Source organism: Fictibacillus sp. 5RED26, assembly GCF_015903895.1.
Taxonomy (GTDB): domain Bacteria; phylum Bacillota; class Bacilli; order Bacillales; family Fictibacillaceae; genus Fictibacillus; species Fictibacillus phosphorivorans.
In genome coordinates, this window is sequence record NZ_JACZDU010000001.1 from 293,346 (window position 1) to 311,646 (window position 18,301).

Annotated in this window: 14 protein-coding genes and 1 riboswitch; of the genes, 13 read left to right on the forward strand and 1 reads right to left on the reverse strand. The window is 40.2% G+C overall.

What is annotated here, in order from left to right; all coding sequences use genetic code 11:
- The first annotated feature begins 174 nt into the window (after positions 1 to 174).
- From corA to IHV10_RS01615, 13 genes are all read left to right on the forward strand, one after another.
- The gene (corA, locus tag IHV10_RS01555; protein ID WP_197127011.1) at positions 175 to 1,128 is read left to right on the forward strand and encodes a magnesium/cobalt transporter CorA; all 954 of its coding nucleotides are present in this window, start codon (positions 175 to 177) and stop codon (positions 1,126 to 1,128) included.
- 64 nt (positions 1,129 to 1,192) lie between these two features.
- Positions 1,193 to 1,624, forward strand: a complete 432-nt coding sequence (locus tag IHV10_RS01560) for a general stress protein (RefSeq protein WP_197127012.1) — start codon at positions 1,193 to 1,195, stop codon at positions 1,622 to 1,624.
- A gap of 107 nt (positions 1,625 to 1,731) precedes the next feature.
- Positions 1,732 to 2,253, forward strand: coding sequence for a hypothetical protein (locus IHV10_RS01565; RefSeq protein WP_197127013.1), 522 nt, complete (start codon positions 1,732 to 1,734; stop codon positions 2,251 to 2,253).
- Positions 2,254 to 2,338: 85 nt separating this feature from the next.
- Positions 2,339 to 2,560 (forward strand): hypothetical protein, encoded by a 222-nt coding sequence (locus IHV10_RS01570; protein ID WP_197127014.1) that lies wholly within the window; start codon positions 2,339 to 2,341, stop codon positions 2,558 to 2,560.
- 89 nt (positions 2,561 to 2,649) lie between these two features.
- On the forward strand, positions 2,650 to 3,297 hold the full coding sequence (locus tag IHV10_RS01575; RefSeq protein ID WP_197127015.1) for a nitroreductase family protein: 648 nt from the start codon (positions 2,650 to 2,652) through the stop codon (positions 3,295 to 3,297).
- A gap of 239 nt (positions 3,298 to 3,536) precedes the next feature.
- Positions 3,537 to 4,646 (forward strand): hypothetical protein, encoded by a 1,110-nt coding sequence (locus tag IHV10_RS01580; protein WP_197127016.1) that lies wholly within the window; start codon positions 3,537 to 3,539, stop codon positions 4,644 to 4,646.
- Between the two features lie 176 nt (positions 4,647 to 4,822).
- Positions 4,823 to 4,938: riboswitch (SAM riboswitch) on the forward strand.
- Positions 4,939 to 5,122: 184 nt separating this feature from the next.
- Positions 5,123 to 6,913, forward strand: a complete 1,791-nt coding sequence (locus IHV10_RS01585; protein ID WP_197127017.1) for a PLP-dependent aspartate aminotransferase family protein — start codon at positions 5,123 to 5,125, stop codon at positions 6,911 to 6,913.
- Between the two features lie 158 nt (positions 6,914 to 7,071).
- Positions 7,072 to 8,061, forward strand: a complete 990-nt coding sequence (locus IHV10_RS01590; protein WP_197127018.1) for an aliphatic sulfonate ABC transporter substrate-binding protein — start codon at positions 7,072 to 7,074, stop codon at positions 8,059 to 8,061.
- A gap of 22 nt (positions 8,062 to 8,083) precedes the next feature.
- Positions 8,084 to 8,929, forward strand: a complete 846-nt coding sequence (locus IHV10_RS01595; RefSeq protein ID WP_197127019.1) for an ABC transporter permease — start codon at positions 8,084 to 8,086, stop codon at positions 8,927 to 8,929.
- Positions 8,930 to 8,944: 15 nt separating this feature from the next.
- Positions 8,945 to 9,676: an ABC transporter ATP-binding protein gene (locus IHV10_RS01600; protein ID WP_197127020.1), complete on the forward strand. Its 732-nt coding sequence runs from the start codon at positions 8,945 to 8,947 to the stop codon at positions 9,674 to 9,676.
- The gene (acsA, locus tag IHV10_RS01605; RefSeq protein WP_197127021.1) at positions 9,673 to 11,364 is read left to right on the forward strand and encodes an acetate--CoA ligase; all 1,692 of its coding nucleotides are present in this window, start codon (positions 9,673 to 9,675) and stop codon (positions 11,362 to 11,364) included. Before IHV10_RS01600 ends, acsA begins: the two co-directional genes overlap by 4 nt.
- Positions 11,357 to 12,439 (forward strand): homoserine O-acetyltransferase MetX, encoded by a 1,083-nt coding sequence (gene metX / locus IHV10_RS01610; protein WP_197127022.1) that lies wholly within the window; start codon positions 11,357 to 11,359, stop codon positions 12,437 to 12,439. Before acsA ends, metX begins: the two co-directional genes overlap by 8 nt.
- A complete protein-coding gene (locus IHV10_RS01615; RefSeq protein WP_197127023.1) occupies positions 12,426 to 13,700 on the forward strand; it encodes a homoserine dehydrogenase in 1,275 nt (424 codons plus the stop codon). The genes metX and IHV10_RS01615 overlap by 14 nt, the downstream gene beginning before the upstream one ends.
- 229 nt (positions 13,701 to 13,929) lie before the next feature.
- Here IHV10_RS01615 and IHV10_RS01620 read toward each other — a convergent pair whose 3' ends face one another.
- Positions 13,930 to 18,033: a phosphodiester glycosidase family protein gene (locus IHV10_RS01620; RefSeq protein ID WP_197127024.1), complete on the reverse strand. Its 4,104-nt coding sequence runs from the start codon at positions 18,031 to 18,033 to the stop codon at positions 13,930 to 13,932.
- Between the last annotated feature and the right edge of the window lie 268 nt (positions 18,034 to 18,301).

Genomic DNA, 18,301 nt, shown 5'->3' on the forward strand with positions numbered 1-18,301 from the left:
AATAAGGAAAAATACAGCTTGTTTATTAACCATTTAGTCGACCGTTTTTTTATTGTCAAAATAAAAAGCATAGCTTATTGTATATAAATGCCGCATTCCTATTTAAATGTTTCAAATCACTGATAAAAGTTAAAGAAATTAGGGAAATGATAATAAGAGAAAGAAGGTGTAATCATGGTCCGAACAATCGCTATCATCGATCATAAAGTAATCATTAATCCGCCGTTTAGACAAATCAATGAAATGAAGCCTGATTGGTTCTGGGTGGATTTTGACTGTCCGACATCAGGTGAAACCAATTTATTGCGCACTTTTTTTGACTTCCATCCTCTTGCTGTTGAGGACTGTGTGAATGCCTTGCAACGACCAAAGGTTGAATTTTATGAAGATCACCTGTTTTATGTGGTGCACGCTCTTGACAAAAAGACACTCGAAGCAACTGAGGTTGATATTTTCACAACGAAAAACTGTGTTGTCACTTTTCATAAAACAAACGTACCAGAGATTGATTTTGTGTGGGATTATTTAAGTAGACTAGAGAGTGTTCCGCCTGAACTAGGAAAAAATGAACTCGTTCACAAGCTTATGGATAAACTGGTAGATATGTATTTTCCTATCATGCATGAATTAGAAGAACGAGTAATTTCTATTGAAAGCAATGAAGATGACGAAGCACCTAAAATCATTAACCAGATCTTTGATATAAGAGGAGATCTCTTAACATTAAGAAAAACAGTTGTACCTATGCGTGAGTTGCTGTATCGTATGCTCGAGTCAAAACGAGTAGGTTTAGATGCGGATGAAAGATCCTATTTTCATGATATATACGATCATCTATTGCGTTTGACAGATATGATGACATCAGCCAGAGAGATGACATCAGATATACGTGATAATTACATCTCTCTTAACTCTTACCGTATGAATAATATTATGAAAACATTAACTGTAATCACAACTATTTTCATGCCGTTAACATTCATTGCAGGTCTGTATGGAATGAACTTTGTAAACATGCCAGAGCTGCAAACAAAGAATGGCTACTTCTATGTACTAGGTTTCATGGTCTTATTAGGGGCAATTATGTCCATTTGGTTTAAGAAAAAAGGTTGGTTCGAGCAGGATTGAGTTTCGTTTAAAAAATGCTTAACAGGGGAACCTACTTGTAAAGAACCGTTTGGAGGGAAACCAAATGAAAAAAGATATTATCGGTACATATTTAAAAGAAGAAGAAGCGGTTGGCGCAATCAAAGCTCTCGTCGAAAAAGGATATCATCCATCTGATATTTCAATCGTTGCGAAAGATGATGAGATGGTTGATCATGTTGCCGATGAAACACATGTAAACGAAAGAAAAATTACTGAAGATGATGCAGATAGTGCAACATATGGTACGATTGCTGGTTTTCTAACCGGTATTGGCGGAGGGATTGCAGTCCCTGGCCTCGGAGTACCAGGTATCGGACCACTTCTTGCAGCTGGACCTTTTGCTTCCATGTTTGATCATGATGAAGCGGATATGAAGGAAATTCTTCAAAACATGGACGTTGCGGAAAGTGATGCGGAAAGTTATATGCAAGATTTACAAGATGGTAAGATCTTAGTTATGGTTGAACGAAAATAAAACCACGATTTAAAGGGCACCTTCAGAAGGTGTCTTTTTTATTGTTTTGAAACTTTTTCCAGTACATAATCGTATTTATATATATAAGATATGTGGGGTGATAAAACATGGAGCTCTTCTTAAATGTGTTTTTTGGAATCTTAATCGTGATAGGAATCATTGCAGCCGTTTATTACCTTTTGAAAAATGTGATAGACAAAAAAAGAGCTGTTCCGGTCTATGGACTTTCTTATAGTGGAGAGTATACACAGAAAAACTTTTGGACGCATGAGATTATGATTGTGGTCATCATCACACAAGGATTCGGTCTGTTGAAACTTTCGATGCCTGTTAATGTTTTAATGATTTGTTTACTGGTGTTCCTAACACTGCTTTATTTTACTCAAATATGGCGCGGTGCAATCGGCAAGAAAGGCGTTGTATCGGCAACAAAATTTTATGATTGGAATCAGATTGATTCAGTGGATTGGATCACGGGACTTCAAGCTGAAAACCCAGGGTATCCAAGCTGGGGTTTAGTTCGCTTTCATACGGGTGAAAGATATGTAGAATTTGTAATCAAGAAAAAAGCTGAGGATGAAGTGCGTTCGTTTGTTGAAGAGCGTATGAATCTTGCAAAAGCTAATTAGTTATGCAAATTTGTTTTAAAGAATAAAGGTATTCTATCTTTTCCTAAGAATATGTTAAATGTAAAAGGGAAAAGGTGGTTTTACCATGAAGCCATATGTGAAAGCAGGTTTAATTACCGCCGGGTTAATCGTTCTGATCAGTACCTATCTGCTAGGAATGTATGTTGAGAAGTTAAATGTTCAAAAAGAGTCACTTAATATGGATCCTATCCATATTGTAAGTGTATTATTAGGAGCTTCACTCATTTTAATCGGATTAAGAATAAAAACTAAAAAAGAAATTGAACCAGAGAACAGTGCAAAATAGGCACTGTTTTTTTACGTATTTTGTAGAGAGTTCCAATCTTTTGTATAATACATTTAGAATATCTAATACATGTGCCAGAGGAGACAATCATGAAATACGAAGATTTTAAAGAAATCGTGCACGGCAGAAGAAGTGTCCGAAAGTTTACGGATGAAGCAGTTGCTGAAGTAGACATTCATGAAATCATGGATTGTGCCCGCTATGCGCCGAGCGACACGAACTCACAAACGTGGGAATTTATCGTGATCCGAAACAAAGATAAAGTAAAGAAAATTGAAGAGATGACGTGGGATGCTATTCATAAATTGGCTGCAAGAGCTGAAGAGAACGGCAAAACGAAGGAAGCGAAATTGCTGACGCGCTCTTTCGGCCCTTATGCAACGGCGTTCTCTGGAGCACCTGTGCTGATTATCTGTTTAGCCACTCCTTACGAATCTAAGTTTCGTGAAAAAATATTTGATCCGATCGAACTTGCCGAAGAATCAGTCTGGGAAGAAGAAGGAATCAAGAGCAGCTGCTTGGCGATTCAAAACTTGATGCTCGCAGCCCATGCGCGCGGACTAGGGACTTGCCCGATGACTGGTCCCGTATTGCTTGCGCAAGATGCGATTCGAGACTTTTTAGAAATTCCGTCTAAGAAACAGATCAACATGGTTATTTCACTTGGACATCCACAAGATCAACCGAAAAAACTCGCAAGAAAAGCTGTAGAAGAAATCGTCACATATGTAGATTGATGACAATTGGTTCTGTAAAATTCTTAAAAAGCTCGTCCAGCGGCTGACAAGCACACTGGACGAGCGCCATATGAAAAGTGCAAGAATCACCGCTTTGAAATGCCCCCTTGAACCCCTCTCATACCCCTCTATAAGACTTCAGACCTACAATTAATCTTAAGAAAAAAGGATTTTTTTCGACATATACCGAATATATGTTTCATGTAACGTATTTTCAATTATAGAAAGAGGAACTTCTTATGAAAGAGACATTTGACTTGATTGATTATGCACTGCAAAAAAGTGGATTAGAGGAACTTAAAGATCCGACTCAGGTTCAGTATTTAGGTGAAGGGGCTTGGCATCTTGCTTATCTTGTTCAGCTACGCACTGGAGATGCTGTGGTTGTTCGTTTTCCGAAAACAGAGGCGTATGGAAAGAACGTTGAGTTTGATGAAGAAGCCATGCACTCAGAATATGCAGCGACTAGAGCATACTATGAGCTAGCAAACCAAGTTAAACCAGGAATCTGCCCTGCCTTTTTCAATTATCATGTAGAAAAAGGCAGAACGTTTACCGTGGAATCTTATGCGGGGAAAGCAATCAAGCTAGATCAACTAACGGTTGTAGAAGCGTTTCATATTGGAGCGGAAGTTGGTGAGTTCTTTCGCAAGATGAATACTGCACATCATGGCTTAAAAGGGTTTGGTTATCTCTCATGGAACGGTAAACATATTGCAGGCAAATTTCAATCAGATGTTTCAGAATCTATGAAAGAAGAAAACAATGAATACATAGATGATTTCAAGAAATTTATAGAAACGTATGAGGGGGCCATTTCTTCATCAGCTTTAGTAGACCTACATGCTTGCATGGAGGATAGAGAGATTACGGATCATACGGTTGTACTTACTAATCAAGATACATCTCCAGAGAATATATTGCTGCATTCAGATGGCACTGTCTGTTTGATTGATCCTGTACCAATCTTATATAGCGGAGATTCGCTTGCTGGGAATTTTCTTAATAATTATCGAACGTTGTTTCCAACATTTTTTAATGCACCGCGTTATGCACGACATGAATTTGATCGCTTTGAAGACCGTTTGAAAAGAATAGCTGACGGATTTTTAGAAGGTTATTCTAACGGAGATCTAGATGTAAAGCGTCGAGTGAAACAAGAAGAGTTTATTCAACTTACGGATCTAACTGTAACTCATTGGCAACTACTTCAGATTGATGAATTATCGTCCGAACAGAAAATTCGTTACGGAGAAAGAGAAGCCATTGCCAATCGAATAGCGGAACTTGTAAAAAAAATCGAAGAGTTTCAATGGTTTGATGAAAAAAGTGGAACAAAGTTAGCATAACCGGCATAGCATGGGCATAATCTTAATTCAAAGCTGACAGTTGAACACTCATTCATTTGTATAACTTTTATGATTTTTCAAAAAACGGTTGACTTTCTAAAACATCTTACTCTATAATCCTATTCAAGAACAAAGTAAACATCAGCACGTTAATGTGTTAAACATAATTTGAATATCTCTTATCCAGAGAGGCGGAGGGACTAGGCCCGATGAAGCCCGGCAACCAACAAACCACATTTGGTTTGGAAAGGTGCCAATTCCTACAGATCTTTTTTGATCTGAAAGATAAGAGGAGGACCAAAACCCTCTTCTTAGGAAGGGGGTTTTTCTTTTTCCCCTTATCATACTTCAAGCACAAACATCACTTAGTCACTTATTTCATTTTAAAAATTGAATATAGCAAAAGGGAAAAGCATTAATCTTTATCCCTAGTTTTCCTATAGATTTTATTTGAATAATGAGAAGGAGCGATTATAATGACAAAATCTTTTGACGGATACGATATTGAAACATTGCTATTACATGGGGGCCAAGCGCCTGACCCAACGACAGGATCACGAGCGGTACCTGTCTATCAAACTACTTCCTATGTTTTTTCTGATACAGACCATGCGCAAAGCCTTTTCGCGCTTGATGAGCCAGGAAACATCTACAGCCGAATCGGAAATCCAACTGTTGATGTTTTTGAGAAAAGAGTTGCACTTCTAGAAGATGGTGTTGCAGCTGTAGCTACTTCTTCTGGTATGTCAGCTATCGCGCTTGCCATCTTAAACATCGCACACGCAGGAGACGAAATTATTGCAGCTACGAATCTATACGGAGGTACTTACAACCTATTTTCTACTACTCTTCCGAAATACGGAATCAACGTAAAGTTTGTTGATGCAGAGGATCCAGAGAACTTCCGAAACGCGGTTACTCCAAACACGAAAGCATTTTTTGCTGAAACGATCGGGAACCCCAGTCTTAACGTATTAGATATTGAGGCAGTGGCAGATATTGCGCATGAAAACGATGTACCTCTAATTATCGATAATACATTTGCAACACCATATGTCACAAAGCCAATAAGCTTTGGAGCGGACATCGTAATCCACTCAGCTACAAAATGGATCGGCGGACATGGAACCGCAATTGGCGGTGTTGTAGTGGATGGAGGACGCTTTAATTGGAATTCAGATAAATACCCAGGATTCACTGAGCCAGATAACAGCTATAACGGATTAAGATACGCGAATGATTTTGGAACATTGGCTTTCGCGACTAAATTACGCGTTCAGCTTTTACGAGATTTCGGAGCTTGTTTAAGTCCACACAATGCATTTCTCCTTCTACAAGGTTTAGAAACACTGCATCTACGAGTAGAAAAACATGCGAAGAACGCACAAGAAGTAGCGGAGCATCTGGAAAAACATCCAGCAGTAGATTGGGTTTCATATCCTGGTCTTTCTTCGCACAGAAGTCATGAGCTTGCGAAAAAATATTTAAGCAACGGTTTTGGTTCGATCGTAAACTTTGGAATTAAAGGCGGGCGTGATGCAGGACGTAAGGTCATTAACAACATCTCATTATGGTCACATGTTGCAAATGTTGGTGATGCAAAATCATTGATTATCCACCCTGCTTCTACCACTCATCAACAGCTGAGCGGAGACGAATTAGTAGCAACAGGCGTAACAGAAGAACTAATTCGGTTGTCGATCGGACTTGAATCCGTAAAAGATCTTACGAATGATCTTGATCGTGCGATACAAACGGCTACAGGAATCGGAGCGGATAAAACAGAAATCACGATTAATGACGAAGGTGTCATTCGTTGGGCATTGCAATCATCACTTTATAGAGCAGTTGAGAATGGACAGGAAATTCAACGACCTAAGACGCTAGCGATCGTGGGACTCAGTTCCAATCCTGCAAGACCTAGCCATCGATTAGCTAGAAAGATGCAGCGACTTGGCTATAAGATCGTTCCTGTTAATCCAAGAGAAACCGAAGTGCTTGATGAAAAAGCGTATCCAGATTTAAAATCCATTCCGTTTCCGATAGATGTTGTTCAAGTATTTAGAAGTCCAGAAGCAGCGATCGAGCTCGCAAAAGAAGCAGCGGTCACACAACCAAAAGTGTTCTGGCTGCAAGAAGGTGTCATCTCACCAGAGGCTGCAAAAATCGCGAAAGAAGCTGGTATTGATGTGGTGCATAACAGATGCACGTATAAAGAAGCACAACGACTAAGAGGTACCATTTCAACGTATGCGTGTGAACTTTAAAAATAGAGATAGCCGATTCATTTTTAGGTTTTGCTTTAATGATTCTTTGCTTGTTGATTGTAGTGCAAGGTGTGAGACTCCTGGAACGGGAGTCAACGACTTTCAAGAGTAACTCAAAAAATAGCCATACAAAAAGAGAGAAACGTGGAGGGAAATACATGATGAAGATTTGGCAAAAAGCAGCACTGGCTTTAAGCATAGCAGGCGCTTTAGTGTTAGCGGGCTGTTCCAGCAGTGCTAAAGAAGGTGAGAAGCCGGAGAAGATTAGACTTGATTATGCCTTTTACTCTCCAACAAGTCTAGCACTCAAAAAGTTTGGCTGGGCAGAAGAGACATTCAAAAAAGATGGCATTGAAGTGGAATGGGTTCAGAGTCAGGGAAGTAATAAAGCGCTCGAATTTTTGAATTCAGATAGCGTTGATTTTGGATCGACAGCTGGTGCCGCAGCTTTAATCGCAAAAGACAAGGGTGCTCCGATCGAGTCAGTCTATATCTATTCTCAGCCAGAATGGACAGCACTTGTCGCGGCAGATGGATCAAAGATTAAAGATGTAAAGGATCTGAAAGGTAAAAAGATAGCGGCGACGTTTGGTACAGACCCGCACATCTTTCTACTCCGAGCACTTGCAGATGCCGGCCTTTCTGCAAAGGATGTACAAATCGTAAATTTACAACATGCAGATGGTGCGAATGCTCTATTAAAAGGGCAAGTGGATGCTTGGGCTGGATTAGATCCACATATGGCGAGAGCAGAAATCGAATCCGGTGCTCAATATATTTACCGCAATCCAGATTTTAATACGTATGGCACGTTAAACGTACGCTCTGAGTTTGCAAAGAACCACCCGAAACAAGTAGAACAAGTCATTGAACTTTACGAAAAAGCAAGGAAATGGACGATTGAGAATCCAGAGGAAGCAACAAAACTTTTATCTGAAGAAGCGGGGATTAAAGAAGATGTCGCAAAAAAACAACTGCAACGAAACAACTTCGAGGAACCTGTTCCAGGATCACAGCACGAAAAAGCTATATCGGCTGCAGGCGAAGTTCTCCAAACAGAAGAGATTGTCAAAAAAGATACTAACATCGAAGATCTTGTAAAGAAATTAATCAATCCGAAGTTCGCAGAAAAAGTAATCAAACAATAAGGAGAGAGAGGAGGAAGTGTCGATGATTTCTGAAACACATAAGTGGAAAGTAGCACAGAGAGCTTCCCCTCAAAAGCTCTCATCATCTAAAGGCATATTCCAATTAGGTAGAGGAATTCTTATTGGTTCTATCTTGCCTATCATTTTATTAGTTGGGTGGGAAATAGCAGCTAGAATGGGACTACTAGCTGCGCACCTGCTGCCTGCACCAACCATTATTTTAGAGAAAATAATTAGCATGTATCAAGATGGCTCCCTGTTTGGTCACATCTCTATTACACTGACCCGGGTATTCTTAGGGTTTGCGATTGGAACGGTAGCGGCGGTCGTGATCGGTGCGATTGTTGGTTATGCAAAAACAGCAGAAAGACTTTTAGATCCGTTGTTTCAAGCGATTCGTTCTATCCCTTCTCTTGCCTGGGTACCACTCTTTATTCTTTGGATGGGGATTGGCGAACCTTCTAAGATTTCTTTAATCGCAGTAGGTGTATTCTTCCCTGTCTATTTAAATATTGTGGCAGGGATCCAAGGGGTGGATCGTAAGCTCATCGAGGTAGGAAGAATTTATAAGTTAACACCTTATCAGCTAACGAAACGCATTATTCTGCCTGCTGCATTGCCGTCATTCATCACAGGTATGCGCAGCGGCTTAGGTTTAGGGTGGATGTTTGTAGTAGCCGCAGAGCTTATGGGTGCAAGTGAAGGATTAGGCTATCTGCTTGTGGTAGGTCAGAACACGTACTCACCTGATACGGTAATTGCGAGCATCTTGCTATTTGCAATCTTAGGAAAGATAACGGATGCCGTACTAAAATGGATCGAACGCCGTTCGTTAAAATGGCAAGATAGTATAACCAATCAAGGATAGAAGGAGGGGAAACAAATGCTGAATGTGAATCGTTTAAAACGTACGTTTAATCATGACACAGCTGGGTTTCAAGATATTAATCTTTCTGTACAGGAAGGGGAAATCATTGGAATTCTAGGAACGAGTGGCTGTGGAAAAAGTACATTGCTTCGCGTGCTATCAGGACTTGATAAACAATATGAAGGGACGATTTCGATAGAGAATGGATCGAACAACCAGATCGGTATGATGTTTCAAGAACCTCGCCTTCTTCCATGGTTGTCTGTAAAGAAAAACATTTCATTCGGTTTGGAAAAAGAAAAAAGGAATACGGATAAATATAAAACGTATCTGGATCTAGTAGGATTAACGGATTTTGAGAACCATTACCCGAAAGACTTATCAGGGGGGATGGCACAGCGGACAGCAATAGCAAGAGCGCTTATCACTGAGCCTGAGATTCTATTATTAGACGAACCATTCAGTGCGTTAGATGCTTTTACAAAAATGCAGCTTCAAGATCTTCTATTATCCATATGGCAAAAAAAGAAAACGACGATGATTTTAGTAACTCACGATATTGATGAAGCACTTTATTTATGTGATCGAATCTTTATCTTAAAAGGGCAGCCAGGTGAAGTATATAGCGAAGTTTCAGTGGAAAAACAAAAACCCAGAACCCGTGGAGACGCTTACCTCTCTAAACAAAAAGCACACATCTTAAATTTATTAAACGTTGAAAAGAAAGCAGCAGGTGAACAGAAATGACAAAACTAGCCACCATTCATCCAGTCGAAGGAAATCATAATATTTCAGAAGACCAAAGGGATACAGCATTTTCTTGGGAAACTTTTATTGAAGAATTCAATAGGCGAAGTGATGGTAAGACGAATATGGCGTATGAATGTGTAGACCGTCATGTTGAAGAAGGAAGAGGTGAGAAAACAGCTCTTCACTATATTGACGACTCACAGGATATTAAAATTCGTTATAACGAGTTAAAGAAAACGACTGATCAATGGGCGGCGGTTTTGAAAAATCATGGTGTAAAGAAAGGAGATTTTGTATTCGTATTCTTGCCAAAACACCATCATTGTCATATCGCAATGTTAGCTGCTATTAAGTTAGGTGCGATCGTGGGTCCGTTATTTGAAGCATTCATGTCAGATGCTGTAAGAGACCGAATCAATGATTGTGAAGGAACGTTCTTAATTACAGATGAAGAGTTGTATAAGCGAGTACCAAGAGAAGATATTCCGAGTCTTCATACGGTTTTTTTAACAGATGCTGAAGGAGAAAACGGAGAAATCTCGCTTCCAAAAGAATTGAAGAATGTAGAGAACACTGAGAGTCAGATTGAGTGGGTAGATCCTGAACATGGTTTAAACATCCACTACACATCCGGTTCTACTGGAAAACCTAAAGGAATCATCCATGCTCATCGAGCGATGGTTCAGCAATATCTTACAGGCAGATGGGTGTTAGATATTCAAGAAGATGATGTGTATTGGTGCACTGCCCATCCTGGATGGGTGACAGGAACAGTGTATGGCGTTTTTGCACCATTATTAAACGGAGCCACCATTGTTGTTCACGGTGGGCGATTTAAAGCAGAAACCTGGTATGAAACCTTACAAAAAACAGGTGTCACAGTATGGTATAGTGCACCAACTGCGTTCCGCATGTTGATGGCAAAAGGAAATCAGCTTCCAGAACACTATGACCTTTCAAAGCTTCGTCATATTTTGAGTGTAGGCGAGCCATTAAATCCAGAGGTAATCTTTTGGGGTAAGAACGTACTTAGTAAACGAATTCATGATACATGGTGGATGACTGAAACTGGTGCGCAGCTTATCGTAAACCTTCCAACAGAGCCGATCAAGCCAGGTTCGATGGGAAAAGCTTTTCCTGGAATAACAGCAACTGTATTGGATGAAGAGGGAAAAGAATTGCCTCCGTACGCTGTAGGACATTTAGCGATCAAGGCCCCATGGCCAGCAATCATGAGAGAGGTTTGGCAGAACCCTGAAAAATATAATTCTTATTTTAGCTGGGGTGAATGGTATGTTTCTGGAGATCTAGCCATAAAAGACGAAGATGATTATATCTTTTTCCAAGGACGTTCAGATGACATGATTAATTCTTCAGGAGAACGAATCGGACCATTTGAAGTTGAAAGCAAGCTGATTGAACACAAAGCAGTGGCCGAAGCTGGAGTAATAGGCAAGCCTGACCCTATTCGCGGAGAAATCGTGAAAGCCTTCATCGTGTTAAAAGATGGATTTAGCGAGAGTAAAGAGCTTTTGGAAGAAATCCGAATCTTTGTTAGAGGTGAGTTAGCTGCACATGCTGCACCTCGTGAGATTGAAATCGTGGAAGAGCTCCCTAAAACAAAGATCAGCGGAAAAATATTGCGAAGAGAGCTGAAAGCCCGTGAGTTACAAAAACTTGCTTGAGACCACGAGAAAGATAGGGAAGATAAGAATCGGTGACTTTGCTTTAGAGTCAGGTAAGATAATCCTAAATGCAGAACTAGCTTTTGAAAAAACGGGAAACCCAAAAGGTCCAGTTGTCTTACTTTGCCACGCGTTAACTGGAAATCAGTATGCATTTGGTGAAGAGGAAGATCCAGGATGGTGGCGTGGATTAATTGGTCATGATCATTATATCGACACAAACCAATTTCAAGTCATCACATTTAATGTGCTCGGAGGATGCAGCGGTTCTACAGGTCCAGCAAGTACAAATCCTGAAACCGGAGAAATCTATGGAAAGTCATTTCCTTTTGTAACGGTAAGAGATATGGTTCGCGCACAGCGACAGGCACTTAGCATTTTAGGAATTCCAAGACTTCTAGCCGTCATGGGGGGATCTCTTGGCGGTATGCAGGCACTTGAATGGGCAGTGCAGTTTCCATACTTTTTAGAAAAAGTATTTATCTTTGCGGCAACTCCCTTCTTAAGTGATTATGGAGTTGCCTATAATAGACTCGCTCTTCACGCGATAGAAAGTGATCCTGTTTATAAGAGCGGCAATTACAAAGGCGATGAGAAATTGACAGGTTTGGAGATCGCACGTATGGCGGGCTTATTAACGTACCGTCAGCCTAAATTATTTAACGAGAGATTCAATAGAGAGATCAAAGAAAAAGATGATGAAGGTAAACCGTTCTTTCAAGTAGATTCTTATCTTACGTATCAGGGGGAAAAGTTGACGAAAAGATTCGATGTGGATAGTTATGTTTCACTTCTATACGCTATGAACGCTTTTGATATTGGGGATAAGCTCGGTGGCTGGGAGCGGGCAGCATCACAAATTCAAGCTGAAGTTCATGCTTTTGGTTATGAAGGGGATCTTCTATATCCACCTGAAGTGATTGAGAATTTTGTAAAACATACTAGATTCGGAACCTACTATTCTATAGAAACAGACTTCGGTCATGATGGATTTTTAGTTGAATTTGAAAAGTGGGGACCACATGTGAGGGAAGCATTGAGACAAGAAGGGAGGCTGCAATATGGCACCTATTAAAGCGGCGCTGCTAGGTTTTGGAACAGTTGGCCAAGGTGTGTATGAAGCGCTGAAAACACATAAAGAACAGCTTCAAGCCGTGCTCGGTCAAGAAGTTGTGATTGAAGGAATCTTAGTAAAAGATGGATCGAAAAAACGTGAAGTGGAAGATCATGTTTTAATTACTACTGACTTTAATGAAATCCTCAATATTGAAGGATTAGAGGTCGTGTTTGAAGCAATAGTGGGAGAAGAGCCTGGTTTTACTTACTTAAGCCGCGCTCTTGATAAAGGTTGTCATGTAATTACAGCTAACAAAGTCATGTTTGCGAGACATGGGAGAACATTGCTTGATAAGGCGGAAACACTGAATCGCTTTGTGGGATTTGAAGCGACAACTGCCGGGGGAACTCCGATTATTCGCAGCATCTCGCAGCTTCTTCAAGTAAATGAGATCCATACAGTTGAAGCTATATTAAACGGTACATCCAACTACATTTTAACGAATATGAGGGAAAAAGGTCTTCCCTTTCATGAAGTGTTAAAGTCTGCCCAAGAACTTGGGTATGCAGAAGCTGACCCGGCAAGTGATATAGAAGGTTATGATGCTTTTTATAAGTTAATGATTCTTAGCGAGTTGTCGTTTGGTGAGACGCCGAAATGGGAGGACGTAGAACGAAAAGGGATAACAGAAGTAACTGCTGAGCAAATCTCTGTGTTTAAAGACTGGGGATATAAGGTGAAGCATTTGGCGCGGATCCGCCGTGACAGCGACCAATTCATTTCATCTGTAAAACCCGTGTTGGTCGATGCTGATCATCCATTGTACGGAGTGGAAGATGTTCAAAATGCGATTATGGTGGACACGAGCCTAGCAGGAAAAGTTACGATCCAAGGAGCTGGTGCAGGAAAACTTCCAACAGCAAGCGCCATGGTGGAAGACTTGACTTATGTGCTTCAGCCTCGATCTTTAGTAAGAAAGAAAAATTCAGCTACTATTGCTGAAGAAGTAAGCAGTGAAGATACAAATACGACGCTTATTGGAGAATATGTTGTCATTGGCTCTTCTGTAGGATTTCATGGAACAGATGAAGTAGAGATCTTAAAGCAAGAAGTAGAAGGTGATCTTGTCTATTTGTTGGTCGAGTGTCAGGTAAGTACAGCCCTTTTGTTAGAGGAAAATCCGGACCTTGTTGTTTATGAAGTAGCAGGAAAGGTGAGGAAGACAGAGGGAAGGGCTGAGCAAAAAGATTCGCTGCTAAAGAAAGTGATCAATTTATAGAATGAGAGAAGTTTGCTTCATCAAGTGTATTAGACGAACATTGCAGAGTGGCTCCTGCAATGTTTTTTAGTGTGTGGGTTTTGTAATGACGCGAGCATAAAAGTCTATGAGCGAGCATAAACCTCCGTGAACGAGCAAAAAGCACAAATCATACACAAAAATTAAATAAGCTGGATGAAAGGTCAACGAACGACTGCTTTCAACCAGCTTATTTTCTCATTTACTCCTATTACTCTTCATGATAATCCTCGTTTATTACCGTGAACTCATCAATCAACTCTCCATCAGAAGAAATAGTCGTAAATGTAATATTGTCTTTGTTTACTTTTGCACGCATGGATACAGCGATGTTGTCCATATTTACAAACTCGAATTTTTCATCTGCTACAGCGTCATAATGTTTGTTGCCTGTTGTTCCAGCTACGACATAGACGGTTCCGTTTTCATCTTCATTTCCATCTTTCAATTTCTTTGTCCGGCCATAACTATGGTCGTGACCCGAGAAAACAAGGTCGATACCAAGTTCGTCAGCTACAGGAGGTATCTTTTCTTTCATGATCTCGTTACCGCCGAACGGGTTTGTATAATATGGTGGTTTGTGAGTCACAAGAATTTTCCAAGGTTTATCAGAACCTTTCATATCCTGTTTTAACCACTTAAGCTGTTGGTTCAGTACCTTTGCATCAGATGTGTATCCGAGGACAGCAATATGCAAGTTATTATAATCTACTGAATATGTTCCGCCTTTATCAACATTTGGTCCGTTATTTGGTAGATTGAAGATGGATTTTGCTAGAGACGCATCAGCATCTCCCATGTACTCGTGATTTCCAAGGGCAGTGACTAAATCAGTAGAACGAATCTTGTCATAACTGCTCAATACAGTTAACGAATCATCCCATTGATGAAATTTGGAGGATTCATCAATTAGATCGCCAACATGAACCATGAACGATAGATTTTCTTTGTCTAGATCTCCTAATATCTTGTTGAAATGAGACAGATCAGAGGGTGATTGCGTATCGCCTAGGACCGCAAACTCAAAGCTCTGTTTTCGCTTTAAAGTAGTAAATTCCATGAACTCTGACCAGTGCTCACCATCACCAACACGGTAAATATAAGTGGTACCTTGTTTTAGTTTCTGCAGCTTCACCTCATTTACACGGATTATTCCATTCTTAGTTAGGTCTAGTTCTCCAGAAAAGACTTGATCACTTCCCCTTGCTTTTTGAGTCTTTAGTGTAGAACTGCCCTTACGTTCAAAATCTTTCTTTTTAGCGTATTGAACAATTGCTGATTGTTTTCCAGCAAGAGGACTAGACATCCAGGTTAAGCCTTTCATTTTATAAGGATTGCCAGTCGGAGTCGAGATAATATTCTTGAATTCAGTTTCAGTCGCAAGCGCTGGGTATGTTTGTGTATTGACCTTAAAGGAATATTTACCATCTTTTACTGCATATAACGTGATTTTCTTCACTTCATCTGAGAAAGAATCAACCATTATCTTTCCTTTACGATCAGTTTTCCCTAAGGAGACAGGATCTTGCTCACCAATATGCGCAAACAATTCAGCATTTACAACGGGCTCTTTGTTACTATCATTTACAAAAAGCTTTGTTGGTTCTCCAATTAATATTGGATCATGTGTCAAGCTGATTGCAGATTTAACAGGTATACGAACGGGCTTGATCGAAAAACTTGAAATGAAATTCTCTGCTTTTGGCTGACTATAAACTAGGTTTCCATTAATTATTTCATATTTTAGTTCGCTGTCTTCTTTTGTAGAAGCAGGAATATCTATCTGAATCGTTGCAGCATCTGCAATTTCAGAAGTCTCACCACTATTGATTAGATTGAGAGTTAAGATACCAGTCTGTGAGTCGAAGTTTGTTGTGCTCGACTGAAAAGCTTCTGAAAATATTACATCTTCAACTGGAAATTCTTTATCCATCTGCATTCGAATAACAGCAGAAGTAATATCATCGAGCTGTGTCATTTTTACCTTGAGATTAAAGGGATCGCCTAAATAAGCTTCTTCTCGTGACTTGACTAGTTCAACCTTTGCGGATCCTGTAATTACTGAAAAATAACTGGTATAAACAGCTTGGTTTCCAAATTTATCAGGAACGATCAACGTTACTTTATGTGTTCCATCAGCCCAACGATACCCACTTAATGAGATGGAACCATCCATGTCATAAGAAAAGTGACCTTCTGCATTTTCATAATTCTTACCATCTACGATCATACGGATCTTGTCCCAATCAATGCCTGTTTTAAACAAATCATCTTCATATTCGTTTACTCTTGCCGTAATGGTTACTTCATCTGTTGTGAAATTCTTGTCGTCCGTACTAACAGATTGAATGACAGGAGGGTAGAGGTCATCTACCTTTTCACCGTATACGGCACGTATGTTATCCACATAGATGGAACCTTTTGTCATTGGACCGGTAATACCGGATTTTGTAGACATCAAACGAATCGTTTGTGTTCCTGATAACTTGAACGGTCCTGTAAAAGAGGAGGGAATATCAGCTTCGATGTATTTCCAACCTGTCCAGTCGATTCCGGGATCTTCACTTGTCAGATTTATCGTCTGATTCTTACCGTTGCCATCCACGATCATCATTCTCAACCAATAGCCTTTTGCTTCAGGAGTTCCGTACACCCACATGCCTATACTTGAAGGAATACCGTCGATAGGAGTATGTGCTCCAGGTCCAGCATAAACACCGAGCGTCGTCCCTGTTTGAGCACTTAAAAAATCAAAATCAAGTTTGAGCGACTGGTTGTCAAAACGGACTTGGTCTGGGAATTCAGAAAGTGCTAGCGTTCCATTTTCTCCACGACCGGCAGTGGATGTTTTCCAACTGCCTAATGTATCCTCAAAATTATGAAGAACGATAGGAAGCTGTCCAACCGCTACATTTATCTGTGCTGCAAGAGAGGTTCCGTTTAGTCGAGCCGTGATTGTTCCTTTTACGTTTTGATCTCCAGTATGAAGTATGCCTCTTTCATCAATAGTTCCCATACCATCAGGGATCTCAAATGTAATGTCTTGCGTGTTCCATTTTACATTCCTTTTTTCGAAACTGGTGATGAGATTAATCTCTGCTTGGCTGTTTTTAGCAACTGTCAATTCAGAAGATGTAAAGTGCATTTCGTTAGGTGTTTCAATCTCAATAATACTCTTGCCAACTTCATGACCATCATGCTTTAAAAGAACGTGAAACTGTCCAGTTTTTCCACTCGATACAAAAATACCTTCATTATTGATGGTTCCATAAGAAGGTTCAGACACTTCCCACGTTAAACCTGAATTTGGGAGTGGGGCAGATGCTTTAGACTTGTCCATTCCTTTTGCGTCAAAATGAATCGTTGAGCCAGGAGTGAACGATATGTCGTATGGATCGATGTGCGCGGAATGGAAGACATGATCAGAAGGCTCTTTTGTAACAACAAGCCAAGAGTTGGCAACACTTCTTTCATTTCTGTCAGAAGGCTGATTGTCTACTTCTAATACATCATCACCTCGTTTACGAGTCGTAAAAGTAGAGGAGCCGCCTCCGTCGAGGTTAAGAGCGTGAACAGCACCATGATCAAGCATTAATTGAGCTAGATCTTTCATTGAAATACCTGCTGAATAAGGTTCTTGTCTCCCGTCGATTACAACAAAGAAAACATCACCGTCTTCTTTAATGCCAACTGCAGTTCGAGGCTCTTTATCCTGACCTGTTTGAGGAGTTTGATAGATTTGACTATTCCTGACGAGGATGGCGTTACCGCCGAGAGCCTCTTGAAGGTCTGTTTTAATTGATTCATAATCTGAGGGATTACCGATAACAGCACTACCATCCTTCTTTATGCCGAAAAAGTTCCACGATCGTCCGCTTGTCCCTTTTATTGGGCGCCCTTCTTTATAAACAACGCCATGAGGTTCACCTGTTGCCATGTTATAAAAATCAGCGTTTACGGCTGCAACCACTTGGTGGTTTTCTCCATTGGCCGCGTTCGCTTGTGCTCTCACAGGCTGTAAGCCAAATGAATCTCCATCATTAGGCGTCCCGGCTTCAATGGAAACGTTTGGATTATGTACATCGACTTCTACTACGTAACTCTCAATCTTCTTTCCTTCTTTGCTTTCAAAGCTGTAATGCTTTTCTTCTACACCAGGTGCGAGGTTTGCCCGGTACTCATTAATGGGGGTTTGTACAACTTCAGAAACGAGATCGAACTCACCTAAAGCAGAGGTGATAATGGGTGTTAATGTACTGCTCACGAGACTCAGGGCAAGGGCAGAGGTTAATAGATTTTTCCAATTAATTTTCATCTTTTCCTCCTGTAAACATTATTTTTGATACAAGGGTTTTGGTGTACAGGTTTACAATAATGGAAAAATATTAATTTAATGTTAGTATTTTGTAATATGTGTTTATAGTTATACTAGAAAACTAAAGTAGTTGTTACAATAGGGCAAAAGTTCTCTTGTAGCCATACATATAAAGACCTGCACTCAGACGAGCGCAGGTCTTTTCTCTCTCTAGTTTTCTCTCTCTAGGTTCTCTCTCTCTGTTATCATACGAGGGGTTGTTAAAGCA

Excerpts from the sequence above, each read along its gene's own strand:
- IHV10_RS01615 (WP_197127023.1), top strand. The coding sequence starts at position 12,426 with ATGGCACCTATTAAAGCGGCGCTGCTAGGTTTTGGAACAGTTGGCCAA.
- IHV10_RS01565 (WP_197127013.1), top strand. The coding sequence starts at position 1,732 with ATGGAGCTCTTCTTAAATGTGTTTTTTGGAATCTTAATCGTGATAGGA.
- IHV10_RS01575 (WP_197127015.1), top strand. The coding sequence starts at position 2,650 with ATGAAATACGAAGATTTTAAAGAAATCGTGCACGGCAGAAGAAGTGTC.
- IHV10_RS01600 (WP_197127020.1), top strand. The coding sequence starts at position 8,945 with ATGCTGAATGTGAATCGTTTAAAACGTACGTTTAATCATGACACAGCT.
- IHV10_RS01590 (WP_197127018.1), top strand. The coding sequence starts at position 7,072 with ATGATGAAGATTTGGCAAAAAGCAGCACTGGCTTTAAGCATAGCAGGC.
- IHV10_RS01595 (WP_197127019.1), top strand. The coding sequence starts at position 8,084 with ATGATTTCTGAAACACATAAGTGGAAAGTAGCACAGAGAGCTTCCCCT.
- IHV10_RS01570 (WP_197127014.1), top strand. The coding sequence starts at position 2,339 with ATGAAGCCATATGTGAAAGCAGGTTTAATTACCGCCGGGTTAATCGTT.
- IHV10_RS01620 (WP_197127024.1), bottom strand. The coding sequence starts at position 18,033 with ATGAAAATTAATTGGAAAAATCTATTAACCTCTGCCCTTGCCCTGAGT.
- IHV10_RS01585 (WP_197127017.1), top strand. The coding sequence starts at position 5,123 with ATGACAAAATCTTTTGACGGATACGATATTGAAACATTGCTATTACAT.
- IHV10_RS01560 (WP_197127012.1), top strand. The coding sequence starts at position 1,193 with ATGAAAAAAGATATTATCGGTACATATTTAAAAGAAGAAGAAGCGGTT.
- acsA (WP_197127021.1), top strand. The coding sequence starts at position 9,673 with ATGACAAAACTAGCCACCATTCATCCAGTCGAAGGAAATCATAATATT.
- corA (WP_197127011.1), top strand. The coding sequence starts at position 175 with ATGGTCCGAACAATCGCTATCATCGATCATAAAGTAATCATTAATCCG.
- IHV10_RS01580 (WP_197127016.1), top strand. The coding sequence starts at position 3,537 with ATGAAAGAGACATTTGACTTGATTGATTATGCACTGCAAAAAAGTGGA.